Origin of the sequence: Flavobacterium zhoui, assembly GCF_042787235.1 — a bacterium.
Lineage (GTDB): Bacteria > Bacteroidota > Bacteroidia > Flavobacteriales > Flavobacteriaceae > Flavobacterium > Flavobacterium zhoui.
Map to the genome: position 1 here is coordinate 288,388 of NZ_JBHZPY010000003.1, position 9,730 is coordinate 298,117.

The window sequence follows — 9,730 nt, forward strand, 5'->3', positions numbered from 1 at the left end:
TAAAAGTTCAATTATTAATACGCCAAGAGTTCTTTCAGGTCATTTTCAAATCTTCCTTTTGGTAAATATTGATCTTCCAACGCTTTTGTAAATGGAATTGGACTGTCTAAACTTGCCACACGTTTAACTGGCGCATCAAGATATTTGAAACAATTTTCCATAATCATCGCCGAAATATCGCTGGCAACACCACCAAACATACTGTCTTCCTGATAAATAAGCACCCTTCCTGTTTTCTTTACCGATGCAAAAATAGCTTCAGTATCCAAAGGCTGTAACGTTCTCAAATCTAATAAATCAGCCGAAATTGTAGGGTTTTTATCCAAAGTATCTATCGCCCAATGCACTGCTGCGCCAAACGAAATAATAGTGACATCATTTCCTTCTTTCAATAAAGCGGCTTTTCCTAATGGAATCGTGTAATAATCTTTAGGTACATCTTGATATACACTTCTATACAATTGTTTGTGCTCAAAGAACATGACCGGATTTGGATCGTTAATTGAAGCATTTAATAAACCTTTGGCATCGTATGGAAATGCTGGATAAACTACTTTTAAACCTGGTGTCTTAGTAAACCAAGCTTCATTGGTTTGGGAGTGAAATGGTCCTGCTTGAGTTCCACCACCGCAAGGCATACGAACCACAACATCAGCATTTTCAAGCCAACGATAATGTGATTTGGCTAATAAATTAACAATAGGATTGAATCCCGTGGAAACAAAATCAGCAAACTGCATTTCTACAATGGCCTTGTATCCATTGATGGACAATCCCATTCCTGCCGAAACTACTGCACTCTCGCAAATAGGCGTATTGATAACTCGTTCTTTACCAAATTGAGCTACAAAACCATCAGTGATTTTGAAAGCACCGCCATATTCCGCGATATCCTGGCCCATTATAACAGAGTTTGGATGGCGTTCCATTGATTCACGCAAACTGTTTGAAATAGCATCTATAAAACGAATATTATTTTTTTCTTCAGATGGGTTAACTAACTCAAATTGATAGGGTTTATAAACATCATTTAATTCTTCACTGTAAGAAGCTTCAATTTCAGGTTCTGCATTGGCAATAGCCAAATTATCATCAATTTCTTTCTTGATTTCACTTCTGAAAGCCGAATCAAATTCATCTGAAAGTATTCCGTTTTCGGACAAAAATTTTCTGTAATTATCAACTGGATCTTTAATCGCCCACATATCCATCAAGTCTTGAGGAACATATTTAGTGCCACTCGCCTCTTCATGTCCACGCATTCTAAAAGTTTTAAATTCCAATAAAACGGGGCGTGGCTTTTCTGTCATGGACGCTTTCAATTCTGATAAAATGTTAAAAACTTCAAGAATATTATTACCGTCTATAATATGGCTTTCCATACCATATCCAATTCCTTTATCAGCCAAATTTTCACAACGGTATTGCTCATTTGTAGGAGTTGATAATCCATAACCATTATTTTCTATTACAAACATCACCGGTAATTCCCAAACCGAAGCAATATTCAAAGCTTCATGAAAATCACCTTCACTCGTAGCGCCTTCCCCGGTAAAAACTGCGGTAATTTTTCCGTTTTTCTTTAGTTTATTGGCTAAAGCAATCCCGTCAGCAACACCTAATTGCGGACCAAGATGGGAAATCATGCCTATAATTTTGTATTGTTGGGTTCCAAAGTGAAAACTACGATCGCGACCTTTAGTAAAGCCATTCGCTTTTCCTTGCCATTGCGAAAAAAGACGATATAAAGGGATGTTTCTCCCAGTAAAAACACCAAGATTTCTATGCATTGGCAAAATGTACTCATCCGAATCTAAAACTGCTGTAACTCCAACAGAAATAGCCTCTTGACCCATACCTGAAAACCATTTTGAAACCTTACCTTGCCGAATAAGAATTAACATTTTTTCTTCTATTAATCGTGGCTTCAGTATTCGTTTATATAAATCTAATAATTGATCGTTGGTAAGGTTTTTTCTGTCAAAGGTCATTTTCTTATTTTTTTGTGTTTCAAAGATAAAAAAATATAACAGTTTTGATTTAATTTGTTATATATTTTTATTTTAATGCTAACTTTTAAAATTTTCAATTAAAATTATTCTTTATCTTTGTCTCTGCAAGATTTATACCTTGTAATTTATAAAAAATATTTAAAGTATGCAAAACATTCCTAGTGTTGACTTGCGTGATTTCCTTTCGGACGACCCGAAACGTAAACAAAAATTTGTAAATGAAATCGGAAGTGCATTTGAAGATATTGGCTTCGTAGCACTCAAAGGGCATTTTTTAGACGACCAATTGGTTGATGAATTGTATGGCGAAATTAGAAATTTCTTTGCTTTACCTCTAGAAACAAAACGCAGTTATGAGATTCCTGGAATTGGTGGCCAAAGAGGTTATATTTCTTTTGGAACGGAACATGCTAAAGGCAGAAAAGAAGGGGATTTAAAAGAATTTTGGCATTTCGGACAGTACGTATCTGAAGGTTCAAAATACGCTGCTGAATATCCTGAAAATGTTGAAGTAAAAGAGTTACCTCGTTTTAATGTTGCCGGTAAAGAGGCCTACCAAATGCTGGAAAAAACAGGCGTTTACGTTCTGAGAGCTCTAGCAATTCACCTTGGTTTAGATGAATTTTATTTTGATAAGTATGCCAAAGACGGAAATTCAATCTTAAGACCTATTCATTATCCACCGATCACATCTGAACCTGCAAACGCTATTCGTGCTGCGGCTCATGGTGATATCAATTTGATCACTTTGTTAATGGGTGCTCAAGGAAAAGGATTACAAGTTCAAAATCATGATGGTGAATGGATTGATGCCGTTGCTGAACCTGATGAATTAGTTATTAATGTGGGTGACATGTTATCTCGCCACACAAATAACAAACTAAAATCTACCATTCATCAAGTGGTAAATCCTCCTAGAGAATTATGGGGAACTTCACGTTATTCTATTCCGTTTTTTATGCATCCTGTAAGTGACATGAAATTGGATTGTTTGGAAAATTGTATTGATGCAGAAAATCCAAAAAAATTCGAAGATATTACTGCTGGAGACTACTTATACGAACGTTTAGTAGATTTGGGCCTTATTAAAAAATAAAACTTAAATTTACGTCAACTACTAAAAGACATTAAGTTTATTCTTAATGTCTTTTGTTTTTTTATCTATTAAAATTTGCGATAATCCGTAAGATTCGTGTTATCCGCGTTCAAAAAATACATATTATGGACTTACATGACCAATTAAAAAACCTTTTCCCAGATCACGAACCGGTGCCAGAGGAGGTAATTGAAGAAGTTGCACACGAATTATACGTTCAAAAAGAACCTATGATCTGCAAATTCGAAAAGCGAAAAGGAAAAGCTACAACTATAATAGAAGGTTACGAAGGTACTGACGAGGATTTTAAAATTTTGGCCAAAGAAATAAAAACAAAATTGAGTGTTGGTGGAACTTTTAAAGACGACTCCATCATTATTCAAGGTGATTATCGTGACAAAATCATGACTATTTTAAAAGCTAAAGGTTTTAAAGTAAAACGTGTTGGAGGATAAAAAAGTACTCAGTGTTCAGTAATTAGTGTTCAGTTGAGCAGCTTTAAACCTTAAACCTTAAACAAAAAAAACAATGATACAATCATCAGAATTAATACTCAATCCAGACGGTAGCGTCTATCATTTAAATTTAAAACCAGAACATATTGCACATGATATCATCTTTGTGGGCGATCAAAATCGGGTAGAAAAAATAACTCAGTTTTTTGATAGTATTGAATTTTCGACACAAAAGAGAGAATTCAAAACCCAAACCGGAATCTTCAAAGACAAAAGAATAACGGTTATGTCTACAGGAATTGGTCCTGATAATATTGATATTGTAATCAACGAGTTGGATGCTTTAGTGAATATTGATTTAGAAACCCGTCAACCAAAAGAAAAGCTGACTTCTTTAAACATCATTCGTATTGGGACTTCAGGTTCATTGCAGGCCGATATTCCGGTTGATAGTTTTGTGATGTCAAAATTTGGTTTGGGGTTAGACAACATGCTTCGCTCCTATTTGATTGATGAAGTTTCGAATATCAAAATGGAAGATGCTTTTGTGAAACATACCAGTTGGGATTTACGAAAAGGAAAACCATACGTGATTGCTTGTTCCGAAAAATTGGAAAAAATGATAGAAAGCGATAAAATGCACAAAGGAATAACGGCGACGGCCGGAGGTTTTTATGGCCCACAAGGACGTGTTTTGCGATTGAATATTCAAGATGAAGATTTAAATTCAAAAATGGATAACTTCAAATTTGAAGACAATCGCATCACCAATCTCGAAATGGAAACAGCTGCTATTTACGGGCTTTCAGCGCTTTTAGGACACAATGCATTGTCATTAAATGCTATAATTGCCAATCGTGCTTCGGGAACTTTTAGCGAAGATCCATATAAAGCTGTTGATGAATTGATTGCTTATACGTTGAAGAAATTAGCTAATCAATACTAAAACTTTAATTTTAATTTGGAGCTAATTCCTGCTCTACACTGTATCTTTTGTGCTGTCATTGCTTCGTTCCTCGCAACGACAGCACAAAAGGATGCCGTTGCGATCAGGGCTATACCATTAACAATCCACTTACTTTTGCAAAAACGATGAATCTTATTCTAGAAACCAAACGACTTATTCTACGAGAAATGCAGCCTTCAGATGCTAATGCTTTATTTGAAATGGATTGCAATCCAAACGTTCACAGATATTTATGGAAAAAACCCTTAACTTCAATCGATGACGTACACCAATATATAGAAAAGGTCAGAAATCAATATTTGGAAAACAATATTGGACGATTTGTTGTTGTTTTAAAAGAAACCAAGGAATTAATTGGTTGGGCCGGATTGAAATATAACACAGAAATGGTGAATAATAAAATTCATTTTTATGATATTGGTTATCGGTTAAATGAAAATTTCTGGGGAAAAGGATATGCCAGTGAAGCCAGTTTTGCTTGGTTGGATTATGGCTTCAATGCAATGAATATTAAAATTATGGAAGCAGCAGCGCATACAGAAAACATTGCTTCAAATAGAATATTACAAAAAATTGGATTAAAAATGACCGGGTCCTACATGGAAGACGGCATTTCCTGGAACTGGTACGAATTAAAAAATCCTAAATTATAATGAAAACAATAAAAATAGCGGGCGTTCCAGAACATTTCAATTTACCTTGGCATTTATCGATAGAAAATAGAGATCTCGAAAAGGAAAACATCGATTTACAGTGGACCGAAGTTCCTGAAGGAACTGGAAAAATGTGCCAAATGCTCCGTGACGGGGAAACTGATATTGCCGTGATCCTAACTGAAGGAATCGTGAAAGATATCATTGCTGGTAATCCGAGTAAAATTGTTCAAATTTATGTTGAAAGTCCATTGATTTGGGGAATTCATGTCGCAGCAAATTCTAGTTACGAAACAATAGCTGATTTAGAAAACAAGAAAGTTGCAATTTCCAGATTAGGTTCCGGTTCACAATTAATGGCGTATGTCAATGCCGGCAATCAAGGATGGAAGACCGATGATTTAAAATTTGAAATTGTAAATACCATTGATGGTGCAGTAGAAGCTTTGACTAATGAAACAGCTGATTATTTTATGTGGGAACGATTTATGACCAAACCTATAGTCGACAAAGGAATCTTTAGGCGAGTTGCTGATTGTCCTACGCCTTGGCCTTGTTTTGTAATCGCAGTGCGTGATGAAATTCTGGAAAATGAACCGGAAATAATTGCAAAAATCCTTAAAGTAATCAATAGAAAAACTTCGGAATTTAAAGAAATTCCAAACATTGATAAAATTTTAGCTTCAAAATACAATCAAAAAATCGAAGATATTCAAGAATGGCTATCTTTAACGGAATGGTCTAAAAAACCACTAACTGAAAAAATGTTAAACAATGTTCAAAATCAACTATTTCAGCTAAAAATTATAGATAAAAAAGTTACTTTTGATGAAATTGTAAAAGCAGACTAGATTCCTGTTTTTATTGTTACTATGATAAAAATAAAAAATATTACTTTTCAAGGTATTAAACAAAAATTTCAGGTCAAAAAACCCTGGGACGACGTTATTATTTTTGTTTTAAACATATTAATTGCTATTCCGGTATTTATTATTGTGCATCAAAATTTAATAAACCCTAATTGGTTTTTTAATCTTGACAGAGTCATTTTATTTATACTAATCGTGGTAATTATTCAATTAATTCTGCGCTACTTAAGAACCATCATACTGATTTGTATTGCATTATATTTATTGGTATTGTTCTACGGTTCAGTAATAGGCAATTACGGTTTCAACAGTGTATATGAAGATTACAATTCGATGATGTACACAATGTCAGACAATCCGTTTCCTCAGGATATAATCATCGCTAAATTACTTCCTTTTCCCAATAAATCAAAAATCATAAATGCGATTGAATATCAGAATCCCAAAATTAGAAATTTTGCGATTATGGCTACCTCAAAATATTTTAAAGACGTACGGGGCTATTCTGACTACAGAACTATTATTCAATGTTTCGCTGTATTTAAAGAAATAAACCGTCGATGGAACTACGTTAGTGACCCAAAGGAAGGGGATTATATTGCCACAGCAACGGAGTCCTTGCTTTATTTTTCGGGTGATTGTGATGATCATTCAATATTAATGGCTGCAAGCGTAAAGGCTATAGGCGGGACTCCCAGATTAATTCATACAAAAGGCCATATTTATCCGGAAATATTAATTGGCTCCAATATAGATTTAGAAAAGGTAAATTATCTTATCAAAAATGTTCTGTTTGTAAATGAAAGCTATGAAAAACAACTTCATTATCATGTAGACGAACGCGGCCAAATATGGCTTAATCTGGATTACACCGCTACTTATCCCGGAGGCCCTTTCTTATCCGAAGAAATCTTGGGTGCTTTAACTTTAGATTAATTATTTTTTAAATTTCCGACAATTTCATAAGAACGGAGCCTTGCTTTATGTTCGAAAACAGCAGTTGCAATCATCAATTCATCTACTTTCGTTTTATCAAGGAATTGTTGCAGTTCTCTTTTTACTTTTTCTGGTCCGCCAATAAAGGTATAGGCAATCATTTGTTGCAATGCAGCTTCTTCCATAGGATCCATAAAATCTTCATCAGGGGTAACAGGAGGTTTTAATTGTTGTCTATTTCCTGTGATGATTCCAAGAAATAATTTTTTGAAAGAAGTCGCTAAACGTGATGCTTCTTCATCAGAATCAGCTGCAATCAAGTTAACACAAGCGATTACATAAGGTTCTTTAAGATATTCCGAAGCTTGAAAATTGTTACGGTAAATAGCTATGGCAGTGTTCAATTGTGCAGGTGCAAAATGACTTGCAAAAGCATAAGGCAATCCTAATGCTGCAGCTAAATAAGCACTGTCAGTACTAGAACCCAAAATCCAAATTGGAATTTCCAATCCTTCTCCTGGAATAGAACGAACACGACCATTTTTATTGGATGCAGACAAATACATTTGTAATTCCTGTACATTTTTTGGAAATTCCATCGCAGCATTTTCATCTCGACGTAATGCGGCAGCAGTAAATTGATCTGTTCCCGGAGCGCGACCCAAACCTAAATCAATACGATTTGGAAAAAGCGTAGCTAGCGTGCCAAATTGTTCGGCAATTATAAGTGGTGCATGATTAGGAAGCATAATACCACCCGACCCGACTCTCAAAGTGGTAGTTCCTGAAGCAATATGTCCAATCAAAATAGAAGTTGCGCTGCTGGCTATTCCCTCCATATTATGATGTTCAGCCAACCAAAATCGATTATAACCCCATTTCTCAGCATGTTGAGCGAGATCTAAACTATTTTTAAAAGTATGTGATGCAGTACCTCCATCTCTAACTATTGCAAGATCAAGAACGGATATTTTTGTTTGTGAAAGACTATTTTTATTCATTACGAATCAGTTGTGATTTAATGACAAAAATAAGGATAGTAATTTTGGTTTTGGTACAACCAACTATTAATAAGAAGTTAAAATAGCAATCACATCTGATGTTTAGTTAATTAGCCTTAAAATATTCAGGATTTAATAAGTTTATTTTAAAAGTAGGTATAAAAAAACTCCATTATTTCTAATGGAGTTTGTCTTGTGGACGATGAGGGATCGTTTACGAACCATTTTATGCAGGATTTAAAAAAGTTGTCACTAATAGATTGTAAATAATTTTAAATTTTAGTCTTTATTTTCACAACCGATCCTTTCGCAATAGATTTATTTTCAAGTCAATATCACTGGAATTTGTTCATTCATTTGTAAGTTTGAAACGAATGCCAACATATATTTCCCGTCCCCTTGTTGGCCCCCAAACAGATGAAGTGTCAAAGTATTGACCAAATGGGTCTTGCCAACTGATAATAGGTTGCTTCTGTCTGAAGTCAAATGTATTTTCGCAACCAGTATATACTTCAACCTTTTTAAAAATATAAGTAAATTGCGTGTTAACTAAAGTATAAGGTTGTGAAAAATCAGGTCGTTGAAATTCTACTGGATTTGATTGTGTGTCTGGCAAACGCTGTTCTCCATACCAATGCACATTTACATCAAAATGGAATTTGTTTGTTAAGGGTTTATAACTGTAAGTCGTCAAAACTTTGTGTGCCGGATTGAAAGGTAATAATTGTTTTGTACCATCTATTTCTCTGTAAACATCTAAAAAGTTGTAGCCCATTTTAAATTCAAAGCGTTTCCAAATTTTCAAATAAAGCTCTGTTTGAAAAGCATTACTTATGCTTGTTCCAGCAAAGTTTTTAATGATTGCCTTTGTTGGGTCGGTGTCATAGTCAGGAAAAATTTGATTTTGAAAATCAGTTCTATAAAAATCTGCACTAATATAACCCGAAAGATTATTGCTTTCAAATTTTTGAGTTAAGTTAATTCCAAAATTTGTTGCTCTTTCTGGTCTTAATTGTTCTGAAAAAACAATATTCCTGGAACTAACCAATAAGCCTATATTTTCACTGAATAAATTAACTGTTCTCCAGCCTGTTCCGATACTTGCTCGTATGACTGTTTGTTTTGTAACATCATATTTTAATAAAGTTCTCGGTGTAAGAGTAAAACCAAATTGGTTATGTTGGTCTCCACGAATACCAGCAATCCAAGTTAATTTGTTATTTAAAAAACTCATCGAATTTTCAGCAAATACACCTGGAATATTCTCTATTTTTTTGTAATTGCCCGCATACGTTCTTTGCAAAGAAGTATCGGTAAAAGCAATGTCTTCATTGAGATTTAGGAGACGGTAGCTAATGCCTGTCTTTAATGAATGTTTTTGTGAATAAACCAATTCGTATTGTAGATTACTGTAAAAATTTGTTTGCTGTGCGTTGTATTTTACCGTTCCGAAAAAAGATTTTTGGTCTTGGTGAAATGAAGAAACAAACAAAGTTATTTTATGATTGTCATTAAAACGATAAGCAGTTTTTGTCCAAATTTCAGGCTGATTAATATTAACCGTTTGCCCGTAAATAGAAGTGCTCCCCTGGTCGTCAAACTGTCTAATAACCTTCTTTTTGATTGCTTGAATTTTTTGTATTAAAAATCGCTCAAATTATTTGCTCAACTCGTTGATTTTTTGTACATTTAAATATGAAATTCATCAACGGAACCAACAGAAACCAACTCCCGCTTTTTG

Annotated in this window: 9 protein-coding genes; 6 read left to right on the forward strand and 3 right to left on the reverse strand. The window is 34.4% G+C overall.

Features of this window, described 5'->3' with window-relative positions; translation table 11 throughout:
- Positions 1-14: 14 nt before the first annotated feature.
- Entirely contained in the window at positions 15-1,991 is a 1,977-nt protein-coding gene (locus ACFX5F_RS06015; RefSeq protein ID WP_379850873.1) for an alpha-ketoacid dehydrogenase subunit alpha/beta, read from the reverse strand.
- A 166-nt stretch (positions 1,992-2,157) separates the two neighbouring features.
- On the opposite strand from ACFX5F_RS06015, the gene ACFX5F_RS06020 reads away from it, so the two are divergent.
- The 6 genes from ACFX5F_RS06020 (at position 2,158) to ACFX5F_RS06045 (ending at position 6,988) form a co-directional block, all read left to right on the forward strand.
- On the forward strand, positions 2,158-3,108 hold the full coding sequence (locus ACFX5F_RS06020) for an isopenicillin N synthase family dioxygenase (RefSeq protein ID WP_379850875.1): 951 nt from the start codon (positions 2,158-2,160) through the stop codon (positions 3,106-3,108).
- Between the two features lie 125 nt (positions 3,109-3,233).
- Positions 3,234-3,563 carry a translation initiation factor gene (locus ACFX5F_RS06025; RefSeq protein WP_379850877.1) on the forward strand — a complete coding sequence of 110 codons (330 nt, stop codon included), beginning with the start codon at positions 3,234-3,236 and terminating at the stop codon, positions 3,561-3,563.
- 73 nt (positions 3,564-3,636) lie between these two features.
- Positions 3,637-4,509, forward strand: a complete 873-nt coding sequence (locus ACFX5F_RS06030) for a nucleoside phosphorylase (protein ID WP_379850879.1) — start codon at positions 3,637-3,639, stop codon at positions 4,507-4,509.
- A gap of 146 nt (positions 4,510-4,655) precedes the next feature.
- Positions 4,656-5,183, forward strand: a complete 528-nt coding sequence (locus tag ACFX5F_RS06035) for a GNAT family N-acetyltransferase (RefSeq protein ID WP_379850881.1) — start codon at positions 4,656-4,658, stop codon at positions 5,181-5,183.
- The gene (locus ACFX5F_RS06040; protein ID WP_379850883.1) at positions 5,183-6,034 is read left to right on the forward strand and encodes a substrate-binding domain-containing protein; all 852 of its coding nucleotides are present in this window, start codon (positions 5,183-5,185) and stop codon (positions 6,032-6,034) included. Before ACFX5F_RS06035 ends, ACFX5F_RS06040 begins: the two co-directional genes overlap by 1 nt.
- Before the next feature lie 21 nt (positions 6,035-6,055).
- Positions 6,056-6,988 (forward strand): transglutaminase, encoded by a 933-nt coding sequence (locus ACFX5F_RS06045; protein WP_379850885.1) that lies wholly within the window; start codon positions 6,056-6,058, stop codon positions 6,986-6,988.
- On the opposite strand, the gene ACFX5F_RS06050 is transcribed toward ACFX5F_RS06045, so the two are convergent.
- A complete protein-coding gene (locus ACFX5F_RS06050; protein ID WP_379850887.1) occupies positions 6,985-7,989 on the reverse strand; it encodes an LLM class flavin-dependent oxidoreductase in 1,005 nt (334 codons plus the stop codon). The genes ACFX5F_RS06045 and ACFX5F_RS06050 overlap by 4 nt on opposite strands.
- Positions 7,990-8,338: 349 nt before the next feature.
- Positions 8,339-9,481, reverse strand: a complete 1,143-nt coding sequence (locus ACFX5F_RS06055; protein WP_379850889.1) for a TonB-dependent receptor plug domain-containing protein — start codon at positions 9,479-9,481, stop codon at positions 8,339-8,341.
- Positions 9,482-9,730: the final 249 nt, after the last annotated feature.